The 434-nt window shown below is 52.8% G+C and carries 1 pseudogene; it reads left to right on the top strand.

From position 1 onward, the window contains the following. Positions 1–434 (top strand): annotated as a pseudogene (locus NW211_RS14005) (DDE transposase); the annotation flags it as partial.

Below are 434 nucleotides of genomic sequence, written 5' to 3'. Positions count from 1 at the left end.
TACGAGAGCGAGATGCGCTATCCTACGGATGCGAAGCTTCTGTGGGAAGGAATAGAGAAGTCATATGAGATAATGTGCACTCTGAGTGCCAAGCTGAATGTGCACCGTCCGAGGACGAAGTACGTAGACGTAGAGAAGGCCAACCTGTCGTACAGGAAGCGGCGCAGGCATACGAAAGTCCAGACCAGGAAACTGACCAGACGCCTGCTCAACCTTTTGGGGAAGATACTGAAGGAGACCCGCACACTGGAGAGGGAGAATGCAGGCGCGGAGAAATTGCTGACAGCCAGACAGAAGAGCGATATTGAAATCATCACAAGAGTGTACCGCCAGCAGAAGGCCCACTTCGAGAACAACAATCCTCGCGAGAGTGTCAAGGACAGGATAGTGAGCATCAGCAAGCCGTATGTGAGGCCAATCGTGAGAGGCAAGGA

The organism is Barnesiella sp. ET7 (assembly GCF_024733785.1).
Lineage (GTDB): Bacteria > Bacteroidota > Bacteroidia > Bacteroidales > Barnesiellaceae > Barnesiella > Barnesiella merdigallinarum.
This window is presented reverse-complemented; position numbering and strand designations above follow the sequence as displayed.